The organism is Algibacter ulvanivorans (assembly GCF_048381495.1).
Classification (GTDB): domain Bacteria; phylum Bacteroidota; class Bacteroidia; order Flavobacteriales; family Flavobacteriaceae; genus Algibacter_B; species Algibacter_B ulvanivorans.
The window spans coordinates 96,606-118,718 of sequence record NZ_JBLWGD010000001.1; the positions used below are offsets into that span (position 1 = coordinate 96,606).

Here is a 22,113-nt window from a genome sequence, read left to right on the forward strand (position 1 = left end):
GTTTTGGAAACCTTGCAGGTTAAATCTGAAAATTTGTTTTAACTATTTATTTTACAGCATATTTTTATTGCAATATGTTGCTTTTTCAAAATCATTAATATTAATAGCAATAAACTCAATTGAAGGAAACATGGTATTTAATTTATTTACTATTTGTTTTGATAGTTTTGCTTTTTGCTCTGTAGTTCTTCCTTCCATGATGTTGGCAAAAACATGAATAAAATCGCCTTGTTTTCCACCAACTAAATAGTTTTCCTTGAATGGGTTTAAACGTACTTTAATATCTGGTTCATCAAATAGTCCGGTATTAGCTGCAGTTTTATGAACTTCAAGAGTTACTTTTTCGGGTTGTTGTAAATTTAAAATGTTTTCTGAGCAATCAATTACAAAATGTGGCATAATTAAGATTCTATTTTGTTATATAGTTCGTATAGTTCCATATGTAATGTCTTTTCTCCTGGTGGAGTATACGCGTTATTTAGTGTCTTTATCCAGGTGAAATTATTATTTTCTGCTACTTTAACACTTGCTATATTGCTTTTGTGTACAATGATTTGTAAAGTTTCTAAACCAAGTATTTCAAATGCGTAGTTTGATAGTTGATTGACAGCTTCTTTTATGATGCCTTTACCCTCAAAATTGTAATCTATACAATAAGCAAATTCGCCTTGTTTTTTATTCCAATCGAGTTCTTTTATGTAAACTAAACCTGCTAATGTGTTGGTTTTGTTCTCTTTTATGGTGAATAGAAACTCTTGTTTAGCTTTAAATTGCTTTGTTTTTTTTGCTGTAAAAATGCTTGATAAATTTGGTGTTAAATTCTGTTCTAGAGTTTTAGGGAAATAGCGTTTTAATCTATCTGCATTGGCTACACAAAAATTGCAGATGGTCCATCCGTCTTTGAGATGAATAGGAGTAATGTGATATGAACCAAAATTAAGCTGCATGAACAGGTTTGTTTTTAAGCTGAAGCGCTTCAACGGTTTTGGTTGATGCTGCTGTAACCGATAACGGAAGTACTAAAATTACACCTATTACTGGAATTAATAAAAATAAAATAAATACAATTCCGTTTCCTATGGCTAATCCACGATTTTTACGGACAAATTGTACGCTTTCTTTATATTTAAAATGACGTTCTAAAGTATAATCCATATTACCAAAACCTGCGTAATAGGCTTGTACTATAAATAGTAATATGGTTGAAAATATATTAACTATTGGAATGAATTTTAAGAGTAGAATAGGTATGGTTAATAGTAATTCTCTTAATAAATTTCTAACATTAATACGAATACCTCGCCAAAGTTGTGCTAAAAATGACGTGTCTCTATGCGTATGTGTTGTGTTACCTGTTAAGTGCGATTCTATTTTCTCGGAAACCGTACTCATAAATGGTGCTGATAATGCCATTATGATGTGTTTAAAAAGAATAAGACCAATTACAAGAACTATTAATCCACCAAGAAAACTACTAATTGTTGTGAAGGTTTCGTGCCCCCAATTCCAAATCCATATTTTTGAAATGTAAGCACCAATATTATCTGAAAGTGAATAGGCTGTACTAAAAACTAATATTGCAGTTACAAAACTAATTAGCATGGGAATAGCAAAGTATTTCCAGAGTTTTAGTTTTGATATTAAACCAAAAGCACCAAAGTATGCTTTAATTCCTGAAATGATATTTTTTACCATCATCTAAACGGCTATATCTTCTGTTAAAAAGTTTTTCTTTTCTTCTCTTATATTTCTAGACCATATTGCTAAACCAAAGGTAAGTACACCTAAGCGACCAATAAACATAAGAAAGATAATAACTATTTTTCCAAATGTATTTATTTCTGCAGTTATGCCAGTACTTACTCCAACAGTACCAAGGGCAGAAGCTACTTCAAATAGGATGTTTTCAAAACTAAAGTCGTTTGTTAAAGTAATTAAAAATGTTCCTATTAATATAATTATGGTGTAAAATATAAATGCCGACATGGCTGTGTATAATCTTTCATAAGGAATAATACGTCCTAAAAAAGTGATGTGCTTCCTGCCTTTTAATTGGCTTTTCAGAATGGCAAAAACCGCTGTTAGGGTTGTAATTTTTATACCTCCAGCAGTACCTGATGGTGATGCACCAATATACATTAAGAAAATACAGATTAGCATCATGGCTTGTGAGAAGGAACCAAAATCGACGGTATTAAACCCTACGGTTGTCATGGTTGTCATGGTTTGAAAAAAGGAAGCTAAAAATCGAGTTTTGCCAGATAGAGCTATTATTGAAGGCTCGAAAAAGTAAAAGAATAGTGTACCTAGAGTTAATAAAATTAAGAAGCCATAACAAATAATTTTTGTTGTAAAGCTTATTTTGTGTGCTTTGTGTTTAATCCATAAACCTAAATCGGTAATTACAATAAACCCTAAAGAGCCACAAATGGCAAGCATAGCAATGATGAAGTTTATAAAATTATTATCTACATAATCGGTAAAGCCATTATTAAATAAACTAAAACCAGCAGTACAGAAAGTACTTATGCTATGAAAAATGGATGACCAAAGGGCTTCTAAAAAAGGCATACCATCGTTTTTAAAAGCAATAAAAAATAGTATGGCTCCAATTAATTCCATTATAAAAGTGAATAGAATAACTGATTTTAAAAAATCGTTAATCTTTATGGTTTTTGGAAGCGTAAACTCTGTTGATAATATTTTTTTGTGCCAAAGGGTCATTTTTCTAGTGGTAGACAATAACATAAATGTAGTAAAGGTTAGATACCCAATACCTCCTAGTTGAATTAACACCATAATTATTAATTGGCCAAAAAGGTTATAAGTATCAAATATAGAAATGGTTACTAAACCTGTTGTTGATACTGCTGAGGTGGAAATAAATAAGTGATCTAAAATAGAGGCTTCTCCTTTTTGGAATATAGGTAAGCACAGTAATATAAAACCTAAAAGAATATAAGTAAAAAAACCATAAAAAAGATTTTGTTGCGGTGTCCAGCTTTTTTTTAGTAAAGTGTATTTTTTAGTTAATTTTTGAATTTTATTTGGCATAACATTCTGTTTTGCAGAATTATTTAAACTATTTTCGGCTTTAGTGTGTATGTGTTTGCGTTAGGGATTGAGGCATTTGTTGAAGCTCTTTTTGTGTTGTTGCGTCTATGCAACACAAAAAAGCGACTGCCGAAAGCCCGACCTACTTTTTTATGCCTATTAGTTGAATTTTATGACTAATTGTTACTAAAAAAGTAGGTGACGCCTTAAAAATTTTAAGCTTTATAGTTTTTTACAGCATCTATAAATGCTTTTGCGTTTTCTAAAGGTATGTCTGGTAAAATACCGTGCCCTAAATTAACGATGTATTTATCTTTACCAAATTGGTTAATCATATCGGTAACCATAGTTTTAATTTTTTCTGGTGAAGAATATAATCGTGTTGGATCGAAATTTCCTTGAAGCGTAATATTACCACCGGTTAAATAACGGGCGTTTTTTGGAGAACAGGTCCAGTCTACACCAAGTGCCGAAGCTCCAGATTTTGCCATAACATCTAAGGCAAACCAACAGCCTTTACCAAAGGCAATTACTGGTGCGTCGTCTTTTAAAGCATCGATTATTTGTTGTATGTATTGCCAAGAAAACTCTTGATAATCGTCTGGAGAAAGCATGCCGCCCCAAGAATCGAACACTTGTACGGCGTTACAACCTGCTTTTACTTTTTCTTTTAGATATGCAATTGTTGTGTCTGTTATTTTTTGAAGCATTTGGTGTGCTGCTACCGGATTTGTAAAGCAGAATTTTTTGGCTTTATCGAAGTTTTTACTGCCTTGGCCTTGTACGCAATAGCATAAAATGGTCCATGGTGAACCTGCAAAACCTATTAACGGAATTTCGTTATTTAGTTTTTCTTTGGTGGCTTTTATGGCTTGGTACACGTAGTTTAAAGCTTCGGTAACATCTGGCACAATAACATTATCGACATCTTTTTGTGTGCGAATTGGATTTGGCAAATATGGGCCAAAATTTGGTTTCATTTGCACCTCAATATTCATAGCTTGCGGAATTACCAAAATATCGCTGAATAAAATAGCGGCATCCATACCGTAACGACGGATAGGTTGTACTGTGATTTCGCTGGCTAGTTCTGGTGTTTGGCAACGTGTAAAGAAATCGTATTTAGCCTTTATTTCCATGAATTCTGGAAGGTAACGTCCTGCTTGACGCATCATCCAAACTGGTGGACGCTCTACGGTTTCTCCTTTTAATGCTCTTAAAAATAAATCGTTTTTTATCATATTAGCTTTTGGCTTTTGGCTTTTAGCGGTTGGCTAAAAAGCATTAACTATTTTTATTTTGCTTATTAAACTATTTATCATTCTTGCTTGTTTTTGAATTAAGCTAAAAATGGTTTTAAGTTCGTCTGTTTTTATAAATTCTAACTTTTGAGCTATAATAAGTTGAGTTTCTACTTCGAAAAGAGATCCAATTGATATTTCCATGAAGCGTTTAAATTCAACTTCACTATTTCTACTGCATCCTTCTGCTATATTCGATGGTACAGAAACTGCTGCTCTAGTAACTTGACTTCTTAAACCAAACTTTTCTTCGGAAGGTAGCTTATGTGATAATTGATAAACTTGCGTTACAATTTCAATACCGTTTTTCCAAATGTCTAATTTTTTAAAGTCTCTCATTTTGTTAGCTTTTGGCTATTTGCCTTTAGCTGTTGGTTATATTACGTAGTTGTGCTAAAAGCCAAGAACTAATAGCAATTAAACATAATGCTCATTTACTAATTCTATTACGCTCTCTACAGTAGGAACCTTAGCAATTCTAACATCGTTAAAGTGTTTTCTGGCTTCTTTTGCTGTGGTTTCGCCAATGCAAAATGCAATGACTTCGTTTTTATTACTTCTTACAAAACTCTCAACGGTTGATGGGCTGTAAAACATAGCAGCCTCAACAGAATCGTCTACCTTTACACCATCATATTTGGTTTGGTAAGCTTCAATTTCGTTAACTTTAATGTTGTTTTTAGTTAAAATGGTAGGTAAGTCGTCTAACCTTAAATCGCTACAAAAGTATGTTACTTCTGTGCCCTCTATATAATCGACTAAATAATCGGCTAGTTTTTTAGCATTCTTTTCGGTGTGCTTTACCTTACCTATTTTATTTTCGACTAAACGTTTTGTTCTGCGGCCAACGCAGTATATATTTTTGAATTGTAATTCTACAGCCGAATAATTTGTAGTTAAAGATTCTACTGCATTTTTGCTAGTAATTACTACGTTTTCAATTTCGTTTTTTAAGAAACGTGGATGAATCCTATTCAAACTTATTTTTATAAAGTCTGAACTCTCTGCAACTACCTTTTCATGAAATAATAAGCGTTGGTCTTCGGTAAAACTTTTTGTAGAATATACGTTTGTTTTTTTATCTGGATTTTTAATCTTATCCATTAAACGTTTTCCGCCACGTTCAATAACAAAATTGGCACAATACTGAGCCATATCGTTATGTTCGCCTAGTTTTTTTACGCGAGTAACATCAATTCTTTTGGTTCCGTCTGGGCTTAATAATACGCCTTTAAAGTTAATTTCTTCGTCTTTAATATAGGCTAAGGCTCCAATTGGTGCTGTGCAACCACCTTCTAGTTTGTTTAAAAATTCGCGTTCTATAGTGGTGCAAATTTCGGTTTCTTCGTGGTTTAATTCAGCGCAAGCTTCTTTTATAAAGTCATCTTCGTCTAAAGCTGTAATCATTATTGCGCCTTGGGCAGGAGCAGGAATCATCCAGTCTAAATTAATGGCTTCTTCTGGTCGTATTCCAATTCGGCCAATTCCCGCCGCAGCGAAAATAGCTCCATTCCAGTCATTATCTTTAAGCTTTTGTAAACGCGAGTTTACATTACCTCTTAAATCTGTAATGGTGTGTGTTGGAAAGCGGTTTAGCCATTGTGCTCTCCTGCGTAAGCTTCCTGTGGCAATAATGGCGTCTCTAGATCCTAAAAACTCTTCGTTGTTTTTAAAAACCAAAGTATCGTTAACGTTGCCACGTTTTAAAACGGCTGCTTGCACAATACCTTTTGGTAAAACGGTTGGCACATCTTTAAGCGAATGTACAGCAATATCGATATCATGATTTAACATGGCGATATCTAAAGTTCGGGTAAAAATTCCGGTAATTCCTAGTTGGTAAAGCGGTTTATCTAAAACTAAATCGCCGGTAGATTTTACGGGAACGAGTTCGGTTTTATGACCTGCTTCTTCTAGTAATTTTTTTACTATGTTGGCTTGCCATAGCGCTAATTCGCTATCGCGTGTGCCAATTCTAATGGTTTTAGACATTGGTTTTTTTAGGTTCTTCTAATTGGAATACTTTTTTAATGAGTTCCAAACTATCATTTGTAGAAACATCATCGTCTTTTAAATGATGTGCAAAATGATTGGTGATTTTTTGTATAATATTATTGCTAATTAACGTGGCTTGCGCTTCGTTAAAATCTGCATTTTTTTTGCGTTGCGTATCTAATTCGGCTGAAGCAAAATCGGTTAATTTATGTTTTAAAGCCTTAATGGTTGGTGCAAACTTTCGGGTTTCTAACCAACTATTAAATTCGGCTTTTACTTCTTCTATTATTATTTCTGCCGAAGGTATATGTGCTTTTCTTGCTTCTAGAGTTTCGTCTGTAATTTGCGATAAATGATCTAGATGTACAAGAGTTACGTTATCTAGATCTTGTACGTTTTCATCAACATTTTTAGGTATAGACAAGTCTAAAATTAAAAGTGGCTTTTTAGACTGAATAATGTGCTTGTCTATAGTTGGGCGTTGAGCGCCTGTAGCAACAATTAGTATATCAGAAGTGCTTACCTCTTCTTGTAAGTTAGCATAGTCTTTAACCAAAAGATTAAATTTTCCTGCAATTTGTTCTGCTTTATCTTTAGTTCTGTTAATTAAAGTAATATGTTCATTTTTGGTGTGCTTTACCAAATTTTCGCAAGTGTTTCTGCCAATTTTCCCTGTGCCAAATAGTAAGATATTCTTGCTAGAAACATGTTCTACATTTTTAAATATATATTGAACCGAGGCAAACGAAACGGATGTAGCACCCGAAGAAATATTAGTTTCGGTTTTAATACGTTTACTGGCTTGAATAACAGCATTTACTAAACGCTCTGTAAAATTGTTTAATAAGCCGTACTTTCTAGAAAGTTTAGCACTAATTTTTAATTGGCTTATTATTTCAAAATCGCCAAGAATTTGGCTATCTAAACCAGAACCAACACGAAACATGTGTGCTATAGCTTCTTTATTCTTGTATACGTAAGCAACGTTTTGGAATTCGTCTACAGTTCCTCTAGTGTTTTCACAAAGGAGTTGAATAAGTTGAAATGGGTGTTGGGTAAAACCATAAATTTCGGTTCTGTTACAAGTAGAAGTTACTACTAAGCTTTCAATATCATTTTCTTTAGCTTGATTTAGTAATTCTAATTTAGAGTTTTCATCTAAACTAAAACGACCTCTTATATCTGCATCGGCTTTTTTGTAACTTAAACCAATAGCATAAAAAGAACTACTCTTACTAATGTTATACTTCTGCATTGCTATACCTGAAAATGTGAGGCAAAAATATAAGTATGGTTTAAAAAAAAGTAACGCTAAAAGAACTTTTAGTGTCGTTTGTGGTTTTTTAGCGTTCTTTTTTCTTAAAACATGATATTTGTCATATTTTTGTAGTGAATTAGGCATGTTTTTACTGTTTAGTTTAGAATGAATCTAAATAAAAGAATTATGAATCAAGAGTTAAACCTAGAAAAAAGTATCGCTAAAAGTTCTTTTGAAGAAACAAATGTTGAAGATGGTTTTTTAATTTTAATGTTTAAGAACGACTCAAACATGCTTCAAAAGGTTGCAAAAGAAATAGATAGCACATTTTTGCAGTTTCATTTTTGTGTAAAAGGCGCAACTAAGTTTGTTTTTAACCAAGGTCGTTATACTTTAGATATTCATGAAGAAAACTCGTTGTTGCTTTATAACCCACAGCGAGAGCTGCCAATAAACCTTCAGGTAGATCCTAATTCATGGATTGTTTCTATTTTAATTTCTATAAAAAAGTTTCATGGCTTATTCTCGCAAGAAGCCGACTATATTACATTTTTAAGCGACGATAATAAGGATAAAAAATATTATAAAGATGGCGTTATTTCACCATCTATGGCCATAGTATTAAATCAATTAATTAATTATAATTTAAACCAATCTATAAAACCGTTATATTTTAAAGGAAAAGCATACGAGTTGTTAAGTTTATATTTTAACAGAAGTGAAGATGCTAATGTTGAGCAATGCCCGTTTCTGGTAGACGAAACCAATGTTATTAAAATTAGAAAAGCCAAAGATATTATTGTGTCTAGAATGGCAGAACCACCAAGTTTACAAGAATTAGCAGACGAAATTGGTTTGAGTCTTAAAAAACTTAAAGAGGGTTTTAAGCAAATTTATGGCGACTCTGTATTTAGTTTTTTGTTTGATTATAAAATGGAAGTAGCGCGTAAACTTTTAGAAGCTGGTAACGATAATGTAAACGAAGTTGGGCATAAAGTAGGGTACAGTACATCAAGTCATTTTATAGCTGCCTTTAAAAAGAAGTATGGCACAACACCAAAAAAATATGTAATGTCTTTAGCTTAATTTAATTAAAAAAACCATTTATACTATGAAATACCTAACCCCAGAAATAGCGGCTATGTCTAAAAACATTAACCTTGGTAAATCTTTGGCAAGAACCAATGTGTCTTGCGGTATATTTCAAGATTGCAATTATACCGATAAGCGACCAAAATTATATAACCCCAAAGTTAATAATAAACAGTTGTAAGAGTTTTGTAATTAACTAATAAAATTTATTTATAACACAAAAGCTAAAATGTTTATTGTTAAGCATAGTCATTATTTTTAGTATCGTATTTTTACAACATGAAAAAAGGAATTTTACTAGTAAATCTGGGATCGCCAGATAGCCCGTCGCCAAAAGACGTTAAAAAGTATTTAGGTGAGTTTTTAATGGACGAGCGCGTTATCGATATTCCATTTGCAGCCCGAACAGCACTTGTAAAAGGTATAATATTAAACACACGCCCAAAACAATCGGCAGCAGCTTACAAAAAAATATGGTGGGACGAAGGGTCTCCGCTTATAGTAATATCAGAAAGACTACAACATAAAATACAAGAACAAGTACAGCAACCCGTAGCATTAGCTATGCGATATGGTAGCATGACTATTAAAAAAGGACTCCAGGAATTGGTAGATAAAGGGGCAGAAGAGGTTCTTTTATTTCCTTTATACCCGCAGTTTGCTATGGCAACAACCGAAACCATTACGGTTTTGGCAGAAGCACTTCGCCAAAAACATTTTCCAAATTTAAAAATAGAATCTGTACCAGCATTTTATAACAAACCCGATTATATCGAGGTACTTTCAAATGCCATAAAAAATCATTTAAAAGATAAGAATCACGAACATTTATTGTTTTCATACCATGGTGTGCCAGAACGCCATATTCGTAAAAGCGACGTTACAAAATCGCATTGTAAAATAGATGGCAGTTGTTGTGTAACACCAAGTAAAGCACACGAGTTTTGTTATAGGCACCAATGCCTAGAGGTAACACGATTAGTAGCCCAAAAATTAAATTTAAAAGAAAACACATACTCAACATCTTTTCAATCTCGATTAGGGTTCGACCCTTGGTTATTACCGTACACAGACAGAACTATAGAACGTTTAGGTAAAAAAGGCATAAAAAACATGGCCATAGTAACGCCAGCCTTTGTAAGCGATTGCCTAGAAACTCTTGAAGAAATAGCCATGGAAGGCAAAGAGTTATTTTACGAAGTTGGAGGAAAAGAATTTACAACCGTACCCTGTTTAAACGACGATGAAGCATTTGTAAACTTGCTCTCTAAATGGATAAATAATTGGGTGAAAACCCCAACAGAAATAGCTTAAAATGGAGTATTATCAATACATAAAAGCCTTTCATCTTATTTTTGTAATAACATGGTTTGCGGGCTTATTTTATATTCCTAGGCTGTTTGTTTACCAAATAGAAGCTTTTTATAAACCATCGCCAGAAAAAGAAATTTTAGGCAAGCAATTAAAACTAATGGCAAAACGCCTGTGGTATATTATAACATGGCCATCGGCAATTTTAGCATTAATTTTTGGTTTAAGCCTATTTTCAATAAATCCAAATTTAGTATACCAACCTTGGATGCAGGTAAAACTAGGTTTTATTGTACTGCTATTTATTTATCATATAAAAACACACCAGTACTTTAAGCAGTTACAAAACAATGTGGTAAAAAAAACATCTAGTTATATGCGCCTCTGGAACGAAGGCGCAACCTTTATACTATTTGCCGTAATATTTCTAGTTATACTAAAAAGTGCTATAAACTGGATATGGGGCGTAATAGGCATTTTAATTTTAGGCATTCTACTAATGTTAGGATTTAAAATTTACAAGCGCATACGAGATAAAAACCCCGAAGCATAACCCATTTTTTTATTTGGGCGTTACCACAAGGGTCGGGCTTTCCATTACAAGTCCTCGCTCGTACCTCGCTGTGGGCTTTCCACTTCAATCCCTAACGCATGTATTGGCCAACATAAGTTTTTTAAATTAGCCTAATGCTGTTTGGTTTGATTATTGCTATATTTAAGCCAATGAATTTAAAAAAACTATCCTTACGCACACGTATATTTTTAGCCATGATACTATTAGTATTGGTGGGCTCTGTACTTATATCGGCAGTAGCCATATACCAATATAACGAGCAAAGTATGGATTATCACGAAGGCCGTTTAGAGCGTAAAGAAGCAAGCATACAAACACATTTAAAACGCGTGTTAAACGGTAGGCAAAATACATGGGAAGTAAAAACAAAAAATATTCCCTTAATTTTTAAAGAAGAGATTTATAATATTGCCGACATCCATAAACTACAAATTAACCTTTACGATCTAGATGGCGGGTTATTAATATCATCTAAAGCAGGCCTGCAAAACGACATAGCAGAAAAATGTATAGAAGCCGAAATTATGAATGCATTAACCCAGCAAATAGAATTTAATAATGCATCAGAAATAGCACAGCATAGGCATGTCGATATTCATAACGAAAACGGAGAAACCTTTCAATCTTCTTATACCTACATTACAGATAACAAATCTAAAGCCATTGCCATTTTAAACATTCCTTACCTAGAAAAAGACGATTTTTTGGTTAAGGAGCTGCAAGAGTTTTTAAAACGTATAGGTTTTGCTTTTATGTTGGTATTGCTAACAGCTATAGCCATTGCCTTTTGGTTATCAAAATATATTACTAAATCGTTAAAAACCATTAGCGATAAAATAAATACAACCAGACTAGAAAGACGAAACCAAAAAATAGAAGTAGACGATACTAGCGAAGAAATTTCGGCCCTTGTAAACTCTTATAATAGCATGATAGACGAGCTTGAAGAAAGTGCTGTGCAATTGGCAAAAAGCGAGCGCGAACAAGCTTGGCGAGAAATGGCAAAACAAGTAGCTCACGAAATAAAAAACCCGCTAACACCAATGCGATTAACGGTTCAAAATTTTCAACGTAAATTTAATCCTCAAGACGAGAATATACACTCTAAAGTAGACGAGTATAGTAAAACACTAATTCAGCAAATAGATACCATGAGTTCTATTGCATCAGCATTTTCAAATTTTGCCAAAATGCCAGCACAGCAAAACGAAACTTTAAATGTGGTTAAAATTGTAAAATTAGCTCTAGATATTTTTAACGAAAATTATATTGTTTTCACTTCAAATTCCGAAGAAATAATAGCAAAGCTAGACAGAACCCAACTTATACGTGTGGTTACAAATTTGGTAAAAAATGCCATTCAAGCCATGCCAAAAAATCAAACCCCAAAAATTATTATTAATGTAAGTAAAGATAATGGTAATGTAGTAATAACAGTAGCCGATAATGGTACAGGTATAGCAGAAGAAAATAAACAAAAGGTGTTCGAGCCAAAGTTTACAACAAAAACAAGTGGTATGGGACTTGGTTTGGCTATGGTTAAAAATATTGTAGAAACGTATAAAGGAAGTATTTCCTTCGAATCAGAAAAAAATAAAGGCACAACGTTTAAGGTGTCATTTCCTAAAGAATAAAACTATATAAATTATGAGTTATAATAATATCATTTCAGAAGAAAAAAACGGAATTGCAACCATTACAGTAAACCGCCCAAAAAAGTTAAATGCTTTAAATAGAGAAACTATACAAGAATTACACAATGCTTTTGATGCAGCAGATAAAGATAAAAATACTAAAGTTATAATTGTAACCGGAAGTGGCGAAAAAGCCTTTGTTGCTGGTGCCGATATTAGTGAGTTTGCACATTATAATGTAAACGACGGTACACGATTAGCTGCAAAAGGACAAGAGTTGTTGTTTAATTTTGTCGAAAATTTATCGACACCAGTAATTGCAGCTGTAAATGGTTTTGCGCTTGGTGGTGGCTTAGAGTTAGCTATGGCAGCACATTTTAGGGTGGCTAGCGATAATGCTAAATTAGGGTTGCCAGAAGTATCATTAGGTGTTATTCCTGGGTATGGAGGCACACAACGTTTGCCCCAATTAATTGGTAAAGGGCGCGCTATGGAATTGATTATGACAGCTGGAATGATTGATGCTAACCAAGCATTAAGTTATGGTTTGGTAAATTATGTTACAACACTTGATGAGTTATTGCCACTTTGCGAAAAAATAGCAAGTAAAATTTCAAGAAATTCAACAGTTGCTATTAGTGCAGCCATAAAAGCTATAAACGCTAATTTTAAAGATGGTGTAAATGGGTTTAACGTTGAGGTTGAAGAATTTGGAAATTGCTTTGGTACTAAAGATTTTACTGAAGGGACTACAGCATTTTTAGAAAAAAGAAAGGCCGATTTTCCTGGCGCATAGTTTTTAAAGGGTGTGTTGTTATTTAGTGTTTTGTTAATAACCTATATTTACTTTAACATTTTTAAGAATAAATTATAAGTAAATTTAAAGCACTTATAAAGCAACAAACCCTTTAAATTTATTAATAATGCCCCAAAAACCAGTTATAAAAGGACGTGGCGCTCAGTTAAACGTTCCTAATCGTTTTTTTGAATTAAGTCATGAAATGCGTGACGATTTTCTAGAATATTGTTATAAAGAGGGCGAACAAGCCAATAAAAATAAAACCCAATATCAAGACGTATACCCCAAAACTATTATAAATAAAATACAAAGCCCAGATGTTGGTATGGCTTATTCAATGAATATTTACCAAGGTTGCGAGCATGGGTGTATTTATTGCTATGCTAGAAATTCGCATGAGTTTTGGGGTTATGGTGCTGGTTTAGATTTTGAAAGGCAAATTTTGGTTAAAAAAGATGCTTCTAATCTTTTAGAACAAAAAATAAAAAAGAAAAGTTGGAAAGCTTATCCTATAATTTTGTCTGGAAATACAGATTGTTACCAGCCAGCAGAAAAAAAATATAGTATTACTAGAGCCTGTTTGGAAGTGTTTTTAAAATACAAACACCCCGTTGGAATTATTACTAAAAATGCTTTAATTTTAAGAGATTTAAAGCTTTTAAAAGCCTTGGCTAAAGATAATTTAATTGCTGTAAATATATCTATAACATCGCTGTCTGAAGATACAAGGCGCATTCTAGAACCTAGAACGACAACCATAAAAAAACGACTAGAAACAGTTAAAATACTAAGCGAAAACGGAATTCCTGTAAATGTAATGTTAGCGCCTATAATTCCGTCTATAAATAGTCATGAAATTTTACCTTTAGCCAAGGCCGCAGCTAATTCTGGAGCTTTATCTATTGGGCATACTATTGTTAGGTTAAATGGAGCCATTGGCAACATATTTACAGATTGGATTAAAAAAACCATGCCAGATCGAGCCGAAAAGGTTTTGCATCAAATAGAAAGCTGTCATGGCGGTAATTTAAACGACTCTAGATACGGAACCAGAATGCGAGGAGAAGGTAAAATTGCCGAGCAAATAAATAATTTAATAAAATTGGCAAGACATAAATATTTTAAAAATAAAACAATGCCCAAGCTTAATTGTAATTTACATGAATCTTATAAAAACGGGCAGCTTAAATTGTTTTAAACCAATATCTTAACCTGTGTTTTTGTAAATAAAAAGAAAGTGGGTTGTATAAATACAGCCCACTTTAATTAAAAAAACTTGTAAATAGATTGCTTAAATTAATTTAAAAGCTTGGTAAATTTTCTACCGTTAGAGTGAAATACTATTTTGTATTTACCTAAATCCAAGCCTTCCAATTTGTAAATTCTTTCAATGGATTTTACGTTTTCAATTTTTTCTTTGAATACTAGCTCATTCTCAGCAGAGTTATTAAAGTAAATTTCAACCTTTAAAGGCTCTCCGTTTAAAGCAAGTTTGGTAAGGTAAACTAAATTGTTTTTAACCACTACCATAGGCTTAAAAATTGTTTTTTCTTTTTCTTTTTCAAAAAGAACTACGTTAGCTTTTACTGTAAAAGGTATGGTATTAATTTCTAAATCTTTTTCTAATTCAAAAATATAAGCACCATTTGGTAAAGCAGTTAAATCAAATCCTTTATTATACGTTCCCGATTCTTGTATTAGTTCTTTAAATAAAATTACACCATTAATATCTTTTACAGATAAAAGGTTGCCTTGCTTTACATTATATAAAGTAAGAGATGTTCTTTTTGCATCATTTTTAACATTAAATAACGATGCATCATTTGCGAAACTTAACAAGGTAGCAAGCATAGTTACCATTAAGATTCCTTTTTTTGAGTGTTTAATTACGTTTTTCATAATTTGGGTTTAATAACGTTCAACACTACAAATATATGTTAGAAAAAAAGTATGTAAAACATTGATATTGACTTATTTATGTGCTAAATTATCTGTTAATTTTGCATCATTTTTAGGTAAAATTAATGTGTTGTTTTAAAGAATATCATGGCAAAACTGTAGAGAATAAAAAATGCTTTTATTAAAAAGCATTGAAGATATTTTTTTTGATTGTAAAAAAACGGTATAAAAAATGAAAGTGGGCCACCACAGCCCACTTTACCAACTAAACTAAACTAAATAAGACATTAAACTAATTATTAATGAATGTTGTATACTCTTTGTTGTTAGAGTTTATTTGTATTTTGTAATTACCTTTTTTTAATTTGAAAACTTTTTCGATAACCTTGCCTTCATCAATTTTTTCAGAATGGCATAGTTTAAAGTCTCCATCATAATTTGCATATACGTTAATTGTAGTAGCCTCTTGGTTTAAGTTAAGCTTTGATAAGTAAACAAATTCGTTTTCTTGCTTTACAAAAGGTTTAAAATAAGTGCTTTCGTCTGTTTTGTTAAAGCTAACTTTGTTTGCTTTTACTGTAAAAGGAATGGTTTTTATTTCTAAATCTTTTTCAAGTTCAAAAACATAATTTCCGTCTGGTAATTCTGTTAAATCAAAACCTTTTTTATATAAACCATTAGTTTCAATTAATTCTTTATATAATGTAATACCATATATATCTTTAATAGAAAGTAAGTTTCCTTCTTTTACGTTTTCAATAATCAAAGCCGTTTTTTTAGCAACTTTGTTAGCGTTACCGTCAATAGCGAATCCTGTAACCGTAGCTAAAAGTGCTACCATTAAGATTCCTTTTTTAGTGTTTTTAATTACGTTTTTCATAATTTGGGTTTAATAACGTTCAACGGTACAAAGGTATGTAGGGACTAGGCTTTTGAAAACATCAATTTTGACCAATTTATATGCTAGATTATCTGTTAACCTATTGTTAATTCAATGTGAAGTTAATATAGCATATGTTTAGGGTAATTAAATATATAATGTGTGCATAATAAGTAGTAAATTTGCTTTAAACTCATCTTGGTCATGATTAAAAAGAAACCTACTTTAGAAAAACTCACCCCAACTTTTGGAAGTTCGATACTTGTAAAACAGCATGGTGAGAGTGCCGATAAAAATAATGCCTTTTGGCATTTTCATCCAGAATTAGAGCTTGTTTATGTAAATAAGGGGCAGGGAAAAACGCACATAGGCAATCATTTATCTTATTTTAATAATAGCCAACTTATATTAATAGGTGCTAATTTACCACATAATGGCTTTTCAGATAGGCTTACAGCTAGCGGAACCGAAACCATAATTCAATTTAAAGCGGAGTTTTTGGGCGAAGATTTTCTTAATGTTCCAGAAATGGCTCATATAGTTGCTTTGTTTGAAAGAGCTAAAAAAGGTATTCGTTTTCAAATTAATACTAAAAAGAAAATAGGTCTAAAAATTGAAAAACTATTAGAACATGATGGCTTAAAACGTGTTATTAAGTTTTTAGAAATTTTAAACCACTTAGCTAAGACGGATGATTATACTTTATTAAATGCCGATGGTTTTGCTTTCGAGGCAGAAGCACAGGATAGTGCAAAAATAGGCTCGGTATTTAAATATATACGAGAAAATTTTCAGCATCATATAGCTTTAGATGAAATTGCAGATAAGGTAAGCATGACTGTTCCTGCGTTTTGTAGATATTTTAAAAAATCTACAGGAAAAACTTTTACTCAAGTTGTTAATGAGTATAGAGTAGTGCATGCCACCAAGTTATTATCTGAAGAAAGTGAAATGAGTATTGCCGATGTGTGTTTTGAGTGTGGTTTTAATAATTTTTCTCATTTTAATAAAGTATTTAACGATATTACAGGGAAAAGTGCATCAAACTACAGGAAAGAAATAAAGATGATTATACAGTAAAAAACAAACCCTTACTTTATACCTTTCCATTCGGCATAGAATTGATTTAAAAAATCTAACATAAAATGATGTCGTTGTTTAGCAATTTTTTTTCCAGTTTTTGTATTCATTTTATCTTTTAGTAACAGTAATTTTTCGTAAAAATGATTTATTGTTGGTGCTGTAGAGTTTTTGTATTCTGCTTTAGTCATATTAAGATTTGGCTTAATATCTGGGTTGTAAAGCGCTCTGTTTTTAAAACCGCCATAATTAAAACAACGCGCAATACCTATGGCGCCAATGGCATCTAGCCTGTCGGCATCTTGTACAACATCTAACTCTGGCGATTTAAACTTTTGCGGTTCATTACCGCCTTTAAACGAAATGTTTTCAATAATGTTTACAACATGCTCTATAACTATAGAATCTACATTTAGTTTAAATAAAAATTCGCGAGCTTTTTTAGGGCCAATTGTTTCATCGCCATTATAAAACTTACTATCTGCAATATCATGTAATAATGCGCCTAAAGAAACTATAAATGTATTAACAGTTTCGGTTTTAGCAATTAAAAGACTGTTTTTGTATACGCGTTCTATATGAAACCAATCGTGCCCGCCTTCAGCGTTAACGAGTGTGTTTTGTACAAATGTTATGGTTTGCGATATAATGTCTTTTTGGTTCATGTTATTAATAAAAATAAAAATTCCTTTCAAAACATTTAGTGTATAGAAAGGAATTTAAATAGTTAAATGTTTTTTTATTACTTAATTACTGCAGGTTCTACCCATTTAAATTGAAATGAGTTTTCTGGAATTTTCATGCGTTCAGACAAACGATACATTCTAGCAGGTAGTTTCATTAAATAATCTCTAGCCTTTTCGGCTTCATCGTTTAATCCTGTAATGCTTCCTATATCCCAACGCTCAATTAGTTTTTGTAAAATATCTACATAGTCTGTAGAGGTGTATACACCAATACGTTGTGCTGTGTTTGAAAACTCTTCGAAGGCAGAACTAATTTTGCTACCCGATTCTCTTAAAAAATGGGCAGGCATGGTTATTTTTTGTTTCATCATGTAGTGAAAGGCCATCATCATTTGGCTTGGGTCTACTTTAAAAATACGCTCAACAAAATCGGAATAAGCATGGTGGTGGCGCATTTCATCACCAGAAATAATTTTACACATTTTAGCTAAACGTTTATTGCCTTTATCTTTTGCAATTTTTGCAACACGATTATGCGAAATGTAAGTGGCTAATTCTTGAAAACTAGTATACACGAAGTTTTTGTATGGGTCTCTATCTGTTCCAATATCAAAACCATCGGCAATAAGGTATTGCGTAGTTTTTTCTATTTCTTTCATGTTTACACGTCCAGAAAGGTAAAGGTATTTGTTTAAAACATCGCCATGTCTGTTTTCTTCGGCTGTCCATTGGCGTACCCATTTACCCCAGCCATTGCCGCCACCTTCAATTTGATCTACACCTTCAACATCCATTAACCACGATTCGTAAGTTGGTAATGCTTCTTCGGTAATCATATCGCCAACTAAAACCACCCAAAAATCGTAAGGTAAATCTTTAGCAAGTTCTCTAATTTCTTTTACCTCTTCAAAAAAGGCATCGTTTGTAGTTTCAGAATTTGGTAAAAAATCTGTTGGTTGCCAAATGTTTTCTATAGGTATTAAGTATTTTTCCATTAACGCATCAACGTCTTTTTCTAAAAACTTCATTACCTCTAATCTCTTATTCTTTAAAGACATCTTTTTTTGCTTTTTTAATGTTCAATATGTGTTGTTATTGTCGACTCTATAGTGCTAATAAGTTCTTCTTTATTAACAAATGTAGCCAATTCTAAAGGTTTGTGTACTATAAATTTAAGATGATTACCTAAACCTAAAGGAAATTTACCATAACGAAACATTTTCCATGAGTTGTTAATGGTTACAGGTACTATTAATGCCGAAGGTACTTTTTTAAATAAAATTTCTAAGCCTTTGGTTTGAAACGATTTTGGTTTGCCGTTTTTACTTCTTGTGCCCTCGGGGAAAATAACAGCGGCATATTTATTTGTTTCAATATACTCGCCAAATTTCATAAGCGCAGGTAAGGATTGTCTTGGGTTTTTTCTGTCTATTAGCACGGCGCCACCATGGCGTAAGTTGTACGAAACACTTGGTATGCCTTTACCTAATTCTATTTTGCTTATAAATTTAGGGTTATGTTTTCGCATATACCAAGTAAGCGGGTATATATCGTGTAAGCTTTGGTGGTTAGCAACAATTATTAAAGGACGATTTGTGTCTATTTTATGGCTTTTAAAGCATGTAAACCGTGTACCTAAAAGGTGGGCACAACGCATTAAGCAAAATTGAAGGGCATTAACACTTTTTTGATGAGTTTGGGAACCAAAAAGATTAAAACAAATCCATTGAATAGGATGAAACACAATAAGTGTTAGCCCAAAAAATAAATAATATATAGCCGATATGGGATAGGATAATAGTTTTATCATGCCCCAAAAATAAATAAACTATAAATTAGTATATAGCAACACAGGCATTATTTTCGCAAATAATACTTGTAGGAGGGTTTACTATACTACAATCTGATGCTATACCCCATTTTGCATTGTAATTTGCATGTTGTTTGTTATAGCTTAAAACTAAATTTTCTAATTTATTAATATCAACAGAAGTCGAATAAATTAAATAACCAGAATAGCCACCACAAGGCTTACTACCAAACCCTATATACTTACATTCAAATGTTTCGTTACATATTGAAGCGCTTGCTATATCTTCAATTTCTAATCTAAAGTTTTCTAATTCTGCTTTCTCATCTTCTTGAGTTATATCATCATCGCATTTAAACGCAATTAGGCTTAAACAAATTAAAAGTAAAAATGTAATAAAAGAGGTGTTTTTCATTTTTAGTAGCTTTTATTTTAAGATGATGTTTAAATAAAAAGGTTGCGTATAGGTATAAAAAAAACCACGAATTAATCGTGGTTTAGTATAATGTTATTACAAAAATTACATTTTAGCAATGGTCGTTGTAAGCATCAACAAGGTTTTCTGCAATTAATTCTGCAGGGCGGCCTTCAATATGGTGGCGCTCTAACATGTGTACCAATTCGCCATCTTTAAATAAAGCCATACTTGGCGAGCTTGGAGGGAACGGAATCATGCGCTCTCTAGCAGCATTAACCGCTTCTTTATCAACACCTGCAAAAACCGTAACAATGTGGTCTGGTTTTTTAGCATTTTGTAAGCTCATTCTAGCTCCAGGGCGTGCATTTGCTGCTGCACAACCGCAAACCGAATTTACTACAACAAGCGTAGTTCCTTCTTTAGCTAAGGCAGCATCAACAGCCTCGGCAGTATGTAATTCTTCAAAACCAACGTTGGTTAAATCCTCACGCATTGGTTTTACTAATTCTGCTGGATACATATTTTAATTTTTTATTTTATAATTAATATTTAGTGCAAAGTTAATCAAAAATCGTGCAATAATTATTTTGGGGTTCCCTTAAAACGCTTATGGCGTTATAAGGTCAGGCTATTCGCTATATCTTTTTTGTAGAAAAAACAAAAAAGGATGCCGCTTCTATCCTTAACCCAGTACAATTGTAACAAAATAGCTAAAAATTATACTAACAAATGTTATATTTATGTCGTATTAAAAACAAAAAAATTACATGAGTTTTTCAAAATGGATAGGCGCCTCAATTGGCTGGTCGTTTGGTGGTCCCGTTGGGGCAATAATTGGTTTAGCTTTAGGAAGTGTTATTGATGCTATGGCCAACGGGAAAGAAAACCCAATTATAGGCGAACGCCAAACAAGAGGTCAAGGCCGAGCTACCTATAGAACACAACCCAGACAACGCCCACAAACACAATCTGGCGATTTTGAGGTTAGTTTACTCATATTAGCATCGGTAATAATAAAAGCAGACGGAAAACAAGATAAAAGCGAATTAGATTTTGTACGCCAGCAGTTTTTAAACATGTACGGTAAAGAACGAGCAAACCATGCTTTTAAGTTATTTAAAAATATAAGCAAACAAAGTATTTCGGTACGCCCAGTATGTTTACAAATTCGCCAAATGATGGACCATCCGTCGCGATTGCAACTTATGCATTTTTTATTTGGCATAGCAAAAGCCGATGGTATAGTAACCGAAAATGAAGTAAAACAAATTTACACCATAGCAGGCTATTTAGGTATAAGTTCTAGAGATTACGAAAGTATTAAAGCCATGTTTTATAACAGTAGTGATAATGCATATAAGGTTTTAGAAATAACAAAAAATGCAACAGTAGATGAGATAAAAAAAGCCTACCGTAAAATGGCAAAAAAATACCATCCAGATAAAGTAATACATCTAGGAAAAGAACACCAAAAAGGTGCCGAAGAAAAGTTTAGACAAGTACAAGCCGCTTACGAGCAAATACAAAAAGAGCGAGGATTTTAAAAAAATAAATATGAGAAATATTTTTGATGCTAAAGAAACCGAAACGGTTATAGATAGAATTAACAAGCTATTACCTACTACACAACCACAATGGGGTAAAATGAGTGTAGACCAAATGTTGGCACATTGTAATGTGATTTACGAAATGACTTTTGATGATAAACACCCAAAACCAAACGGTTTTACAAAATTGCTATTAAAATTATTTGTTAAAAAAGCAGTTGTTGGAGAAAAGCCATATAAAAAAAATAGCCGAACGGCTCCGCAATTTGTAATTACAAATGAGAAAAACTTTGTAGAAGAAAAAGCACGATTAACAGATTATTTAAGAAAAACACAAAGTTTAGGCGAAAATTATTTTGATGGTAAAGCATATCTTTCTTTTGGAGTATTAACTAAACAAGAATGGAATAATATGTTTTATAAACATCTAGATCATCACTTAACCCAATTTGGTGTATAAAAAAATCCAGCTAAATAAAAACTTAGCTGGATTGCTGTATGCTTTTAAGTAAAAATATTATTTACTTAAATACGTTTTGGTGTTGTTACCTTTTTCAAAAATCATAACTAACTTTTCGTCTGCATTGATATAAAGCGCAGCTAGTTTCCAACCTTCTGTTTTAGTAGCTTCAAGTAAACATTTACGAACATCTGGGTTGTTTAAGTTTAAACTTGAGTTAATGGCATCATCAGCTTTAACATCAACAGAAAGTAAAAGCATCATAGCTACAAATAGTAATTGTAATTTTTTCATCATCTTGGGGATTTTATTATT

General features: G+C 32.5%; 26 protein-coding genes. 10 read left to right on the forward strand and 16 right to left on the reverse strand.

The annotated features are described in order from the left end of the window. Positions 1 to 51: 51 nt before the first annotated feature. From ACNG5D_RS00460 to hemA, 8 genes are all read right to left on the reverse strand, one after another. The gene (locus ACNG5D_RS00460) at positions 52 to 399 is read right to left on the reverse strand and encodes a 5-carboxymethyl-2-hydroxymuconate Delta-isomerase (RefSeq protein WP_418181526.1); all 348 of its coding nucleotides are present in this window, start codon (positions 397 to 399) and stop codon (positions 52 to 54) included. A 2-nt stretch (positions 400 to 401) separates the two neighbouring features. Next, the gene (locus ACNG5D_RS00465) at positions 402 to 947 is read right to left on the reverse strand and encodes a GNAT family N-acetyltransferase (protein WP_418181527.1); all 546 of its coding nucleotides are present in this window, start codon (positions 945 to 947) and stop codon (positions 402 to 404) included. Further along, the gene (locus tag ACNG5D_RS00470) at positions 937 to 1,695 is read right to left on the reverse strand and encodes an EI24 domain-containing protein (RefSeq protein ID WP_418182484.1); all 759 of its coding nucleotides are present in this window, start codon (positions 1,693 to 1,695) and stop codon (positions 937 to 939) included. Before ACNG5D_RS00470 ends, ACNG5D_RS00465 begins: the two co-directional genes overlap by 11 nt. A 3-nt stretch (positions 1,696 to 1,698) precedes the next feature. Continuing rightward, complete coding sequence (locus ACNG5D_RS00475; RefSeq protein ID WP_418181528.1) at positions 1,699 to 3,054, reverse strand: TrkH family potassium uptake protein; 1,356 nt, start codon at positions 3,052 to 3,054, stop codon at positions 1,699 to 1,701. A 215-nt stretch (positions 3,055 to 3,269) separates the two neighbouring features. Beyond that, positions 3,270 to 4,295, reverse strand: a complete 1,026-nt coding sequence (gene hemE / locus ACNG5D_RS00480) for a uroporphyrinogen decarboxylase (RefSeq protein ID WP_418181529.1) — start codon at positions 4,293 to 4,295, stop codon at positions 3,270 to 3,272. Positions 4,296 to 4,328: 33 nt separating this feature from the next. Further along, positions 4,329 to 4,694, reverse strand: a complete 366-nt coding sequence (locus tag ACNG5D_RS00485; protein ID WP_418181530.1) for a four helix bundle protein — start codon at positions 4,692 to 4,694, stop codon at positions 4,329 to 4,331. Between the two features lie 78 nt (positions 4,695 to 4,772). After that, the gene (gene hemC, locus ACNG5D_RS00490; RefSeq protein ID WP_418181531.1) at positions 4,773 to 6,347 is read right to left on the reverse strand and encodes a hydroxymethylbilane synthase; all 1,575 of its coding nucleotides are present in this window, start codon (positions 6,345 to 6,347) and stop codon (positions 4,773 to 4,775) included. Next, on the reverse strand, positions 6,340 to 7,605 hold the full coding sequence (gene hemA / locus ACNG5D_RS00495) for a glutamyl-tRNA reductase (RefSeq protein ID WP_418181532.1): 1,266 nt from the start codon (positions 7,603 to 7,605) through the stop codon (positions 6,340 to 6,342). The genes hemC and hemA overlap by 8 nt, the downstream gene beginning before the upstream one ends. A 189-nt stretch (positions 7,606 to 7,794) precedes the next feature. Between hemA and ACNG5D_RS00500 the strand changes: the two genes are divergently transcribed. From ACNG5D_RS00500 to ACNG5D_RS00530, 7 genes are all read left to right on the forward strand, one after another. Next, on the forward strand, positions 7,795 to 8,694 hold the full coding sequence (locus ACNG5D_RS00500) for a helix-turn-helix transcriptional regulator (RefSeq protein ID WP_418181533.1): 900 nt from the start codon (positions 7,795 to 7,797) through the stop codon (positions 8,692 to 8,694). Positions 8,695 to 8,719: 25 nt separating this feature from the next. Beyond that, positions 8,720 to 8,881: a hypothetical protein gene (locus ACNG5D_RS00505; RefSeq protein ID WP_418181534.1), complete on the forward strand. Its 162-nt coding sequence runs from the start codon at positions 8,720 to 8,722 to the stop codon at positions 8,879 to 8,881. 98 nt (positions 8,882 to 8,979) lie between these two features. Continuing rightward, positions 8,980 to 10,014: a ferrochelatase gene (hemH, locus tag ACNG5D_RS00510; protein ID WP_418181535.1), complete on the forward strand. Its 1,035-nt coding sequence runs from the start codon at positions 8,980 to 8,982 to the stop codon at positions 10,012 to 10,014. A gap of 1 nt (position 10,015) precedes the next feature. Further along, positions 10,016 to 10,564 (forward strand): CopD family protein, encoded by a 549-nt coding sequence (locus ACNG5D_RS00515; protein WP_418181536.1) that lies wholly within the window; start codon positions 10,016 to 10,018, stop codon positions 10,562 to 10,564. Between the two features lie 170 nt (positions 10,565 to 10,734). After that, positions 10,735 to 12,219 (forward strand): sensor histidine kinase, encoded by a 1,485-nt coding sequence (locus ACNG5D_RS00520; protein ID WP_418181537.1) that lies wholly within the window; start codon positions 10,735 to 10,737, stop codon positions 12,217 to 12,219. 13 nt (positions 12,220 to 12,232) lie between these two features. Beyond that, positions 12,233 to 13,015: an enoyl-CoA hydratase/isomerase family protein gene (locus tag ACNG5D_RS00525; protein ID WP_418181538.1), complete on the forward strand. Its 783-nt coding sequence runs from the start codon at positions 12,233 to 12,235 to the stop codon at positions 13,013 to 13,015. Positions 13,016 to 13,142: 127 nt separating this feature from the next. Beyond that, positions 13,143 to 14,216, forward strand: coding sequence for a PA0069 family radical SAM protein (locus ACNG5D_RS00530; protein ID WP_418181539.1), 1,074 nt, complete (start codon positions 13,143 to 13,145; stop codon positions 14,214 to 14,216). Positions 14,217 to 14,314: 98 nt separating this feature from the next. Here the strand turns inward: ACNG5D_RS00530 and ACNG5D_RS00535 are convergent, their stop codons facing one another. Continuing rightward, the gene (locus ACNG5D_RS00535; protein ID WP_418181540.1) at positions 14,315 to 14,917 is read right to left on the reverse strand and encodes a hypothetical protein; all 603 of its coding nucleotides are present in this window, start codon (positions 14,915 to 14,917) and stop codon (positions 14,315 to 14,317) included. Positions 14,918 to 15,209: 292 nt separating this feature from the next. After that, positions 15,210 to 15,797: a hypothetical protein gene (locus ACNG5D_RS00540; RefSeq protein ID WP_418181541.1), complete on the reverse strand. Its 588-nt coding sequence runs from the start codon at positions 15,795 to 15,797 to the stop codon at positions 15,210 to 15,212. Between the two features lie 204 nt (positions 15,798 to 16,001). On the opposite strand from ACNG5D_RS00540, the gene ACNG5D_RS00545 reads away from it, so the two are divergent. Beyond that, positions 16,002 to 16,877, forward strand: coding sequence for a helix-turn-helix domain-containing protein (locus tag ACNG5D_RS00545; RefSeq protein ID WP_418181542.1), 876 nt, complete (start codon positions 16,002 to 16,004; stop codon positions 16,875 to 16,877). Between the two features lie 11 nt (positions 16,878 to 16,888). Here the strand turns inward: ACNG5D_RS00545 and ACNG5D_RS00550 are convergent, their stop codons facing one another. The 5 genes from ACNG5D_RS00550 to ACNG5D_RS00570 all read right to left on the reverse strand — a co-directional run bounded on the left by ACNG5D_RS00550 (position 16,889) and on the right by ACNG5D_RS00570 (position 20,311). Continuing rightward, positions 16,889 to 17,542, reverse strand: coding sequence for an HD domain-containing protein (locus ACNG5D_RS00550; protein WP_418181543.1), 654 nt, complete (start codon positions 17,540 to 17,542; stop codon positions 16,889 to 16,891). A gap of 77 nt (positions 17,543 to 17,619) precedes the next feature. Further along, on the reverse strand, positions 17,620 to 18,621 hold the full coding sequence (locus ACNG5D_RS00555) for an acyl-ACP desaturase (protein WP_418181544.1): 1,002 nt from the start codon (positions 18,619 to 18,621) through the stop codon (positions 17,620 to 17,622). Positions 18,622 to 18,635: 14 nt separating this feature from the next. Beyond that, positions 18,636 to 19,373: a lysophospholipid acyltransferase family protein gene (locus tag ACNG5D_RS00560; protein WP_418181545.1), complete on the reverse strand. Its 738-nt coding sequence runs from the start codon at positions 19,371 to 19,373 to the stop codon at positions 18,636 to 18,638. Between the two features lie 25 nt (positions 19,374 to 19,398). Continuing rightward, positions 19,399 to 19,788 (reverse strand): hypothetical protein, encoded by a 390-nt coding sequence (locus ACNG5D_RS00565; protein ID WP_418181546.1) that lies wholly within the window; start codon positions 19,786 to 19,788, stop codon positions 19,399 to 19,401. Positions 19,789 to 19,900: 112 nt separating this feature from the next. Next, a complete protein-coding gene (locus tag ACNG5D_RS00570; RefSeq protein ID WP_418181547.1) occupies positions 19,901 to 20,311 on the reverse strand; it encodes a BrxA/BrxB family bacilliredoxin in 411 nt (136 codons plus the stop codon). A 247-nt stretch (positions 20,312 to 20,558) separates the two neighbouring features. Between ACNG5D_RS00570 and ACNG5D_RS00575 the strand changes: the two genes are divergently transcribed. Together ACNG5D_RS00575 and ACNG5D_RS00580 are read left to right on the forward strand one after the other, a co-directional pair. Continuing rightward, positions 20,559 to 21,335: a TerB family tellurite resistance protein gene (locus tag ACNG5D_RS00575; protein ID WP_418181548.1), complete on the forward strand. Its 777-nt coding sequence runs from the start codon at positions 20,559 to 20,561 to the stop codon at positions 21,333 to 21,335. A gap of 10 nt (positions 21,336 to 21,345) precedes the next feature. After that, positions 21,346 to 21,798: a DUF1569 domain-containing protein gene (locus ACNG5D_RS00580; protein ID WP_418181549.1), complete on the forward strand. Its 453-nt coding sequence runs from the start codon at positions 21,346 to 21,348 to the stop codon at positions 21,796 to 21,798. 57 nt (positions 21,799 to 21,855) lie between these two features. Here the strand turns inward: ACNG5D_RS00580 and ACNG5D_RS00585 are convergent, their stop codons facing one another. Further along, the gene (locus ACNG5D_RS00585; RefSeq protein WP_418181550.1) at positions 21,856 to 22,095 is read right to left on the reverse strand and encodes a hypothetical protein; all 240 of its coding nucleotides are present in this window, start codon (positions 22,093 to 22,095) and stop codon (positions 21,856 to 21,858) included. Positions 22,096 to 22,113: the final 18 nt, after the last annotated feature.

What these genes read in the sequence shown, in the direction of transcription:
- ACNG5D_RS00460 (WP_418181526.1), bottom strand. Translation starts at nt 399, where the DNA reads ATGCCACATTTTGTAATTGATTGCTCAGAAAACATTTTAAATTTACAA.
- ACNG5D_RS00465 (WP_418181527.1), bottom strand. Translation starts at nt 947, where the DNA reads ATGCAGCTTAATTTTGGTTCATATCACATTACTCCTATTCATCTCAAA.
- ACNG5D_RS00470 (WP_418182484.1), bottom strand. Translation starts at nt 1,695, where the DNA reads ATGGTAAAAAATATCATTTCAGGAATTAAAGCATACTTTGGTGCTTTT.
- ACNG5D_RS00475 (WP_418181528.1), bottom strand. Translation starts at nt 3,054, where the DNA reads ATGCCAAATAAAATTCAAAAATTAACTAAAAAATACACTTTACTAAAA.
- hemE (WP_418181529.1), bottom strand. Translation starts at nt 4,295, where the DNA reads ATGATAAAAAACGATTTATTTTTAAGAGCATTAAAAGGAGAAACCGTA.
- ACNG5D_RS00485 (WP_418181530.1), bottom strand. Translation starts at nt 4,694, where the DNA reads ATGAGAGACTTTAAAAAATTAGACATTTGGAAAAACGGTATTGAAATT.
- hemC (WP_418181531.1), bottom strand. Translation starts at nt 6,347, where the DNA reads ATGTCTAAAACCATTAGAATTGGCACACGCGATAGCGAATTAGCGCTA.
- hemA (WP_418181532.1), bottom strand. Translation starts at nt 7,605, where the DNA reads ATGCAGAAGTATAACATTAGTAAGAGTAGTTCTTTTTATGCTATTGGT.
- ACNG5D_RS00500 (WP_418181533.1), top strand. Translation starts at nt 7,795, where the DNA reads ATGAATCAAGAGTTAAACCTAGAAAAAAGTATCGCTAAAAGTTCTTTT.
- ACNG5D_RS00505 (WP_418181534.1), top strand. Translation starts at nt 8,720, where the DNA reads ATGAAATACCTAACCCCAGAAATAGCGGCTATGTCTAAAAACATTAAC.
- hemH (WP_418181535.1), top strand. Translation starts at nt 8,980, where the DNA reads ATGAAAAAAGGAATTTTACTAGTAAATCTGGGATCGCCAGATAGCCCG.
- ACNG5D_RS00515 (WP_418181536.1), top strand. Translation starts at nt 10,016, where the DNA reads ATGGAGTATTATCAATACATAAAAGCCTTTCATCTTATTTTTGTAATA.
- ACNG5D_RS00520 (WP_418181537.1), top strand. Translation starts at nt 10,735, where the DNA reads ATGAATTTAAAAAAACTATCCTTACGCACACGTATATTTTTAGCCATG.
- ACNG5D_RS00525 (WP_418181538.1), top strand. Translation starts at nt 12,233, where the DNA reads ATGAGTTATAATAATATCATTTCAGAAGAAAAAAACGGAATTGCAACC.
- ACNG5D_RS00530 (WP_418181539.1), top strand. Translation starts at nt 13,143, where the DNA reads ATGCCCCAAAAACCAGTTATAAAAGGACGTGGCGCTCAGTTAAACGTT.
- ACNG5D_RS00535 (WP_418181540.1), bottom strand. Translation starts at nt 14,917, where the DNA reads ATGAAAAACGTAATTAAACACTCAAAAAAAGGAATCTTAATGGTAACT.
- ACNG5D_RS00540 (WP_418181541.1), bottom strand. Translation starts at nt 15,797, where the DNA reads ATGAAAAACGTAATTAAAAACACTAAAAAAGGAATCTTAATGGTAGCA.
- ACNG5D_RS00545 (WP_418181542.1), top strand. Translation starts at nt 16,002, where the DNA reads ATGATTAAAAAGAAACCTACTTTAGAAAAACTCACCCCAACTTTTGGA.
- ACNG5D_RS00550 (WP_418181543.1), bottom strand. Translation starts at nt 17,542, where the DNA reads ATGAACCAAAAAGACATTATATCGCAAACCATAACATTTGTACAAAAC.
- ACNG5D_RS00555 (WP_418181544.1), bottom strand. Translation starts at nt 18,621, where the DNA reads ATGTCTTTAAAGAATAAGAGATTAGAGGTAATGAAGTTTTTAGAAAAA.
- ACNG5D_RS00560 (WP_418181545.1), bottom strand. Translation starts at nt 19,373, where the DNA reads ATGATAAAACTATTATCCTATCCCATATCGGCTATATATTATTTATTT.
- ACNG5D_RS00565 (WP_418181546.1), bottom strand. Translation starts at nt 19,788, where the DNA reads ATGAAAAACACCTCTTTTATTACATTTTTACTTTTAATTTGTTTAAGC.
- ACNG5D_RS00570 (WP_418181547.1), bottom strand. Translation starts at nt 20,311, where the DNA reads ATGTATCCAGCAGAATTAGTAAAACCAATGCGTGAGGATTTAACCAAC.
- ACNG5D_RS00575 (WP_418181548.1), top strand. Translation starts at nt 20,559, where the DNA reads ATGAGTTTTTCAAAATGGATAGGCGCCTCAATTGGCTGGTCGTTTGGT.
- ACNG5D_RS00580 (WP_418181549.1), top strand. Translation starts at nt 21,346, where the DNA reads ATGAGAAATATTTTTGATGCTAAAGAAACCGAAACGGTTATAGATAGA.
- ACNG5D_RS00585 (WP_418181550.1), bottom strand. Translation starts at nt 22,095, where the DNA reads ATGATGAAAAAATTACAATTACTATTTGTAGCTATGATGCTTTTACTT.